The organism is Pseudoalteromonas sp. S3178, assembly GCF_005886985.1.
Taxonomy (GTDB): domain Bacteria; phylum Pseudomonadota; class Gammaproteobacteria; order Enterobacterales; family Alteromonadaceae; genus Pseudoalteromonas; species Pseudoalteromonas carrageenovora.
On sequence record NZ_PNCW01000671.1, the window covers coordinates 1 to 304 of the forward strand.

The 304-nt window shown below is 48.4% G+C and carries 1 protein-coding gene; it reads right to left on the reverse strand.

What is annotated here, in order from left to right; genetic code table 11:
- On the reverse strand, positions 1-304 hold a 304-nt coding region (locus tag CWC11_RS22695; RefSeq protein WP_138684302.1), incomplete at both ends, for a DUF2141 domain-containing protein.

Below are 304 nucleotides of genomic sequence, written 5' to 3' on the forward strand. Positions count from 1 at the left end.
CATAAGGTTCACTTGGCATACCGGTAAATGGGAAGATCATCCGATCCATGCCGCCATCACCATCTTCGTCATGGATCACGTGGATCGCATACTGGCCTGCAGGCACGCCTTCAAAAGTGACCGTTGTGGTAGGGGTTTGCGGTGTGACAATCAGCTTGCGGAAAAAGTGAGCGTCTGGATCATTCACATTTTTATCGCTGTGGTAGTCAGCGCTGTTGTCAAATAACAGTACTAGCATTTGACCATCGGTATTGGTCACATCAGTGATCTCAACCGTAAGATTCGTTAGATCGGAAAGCACACG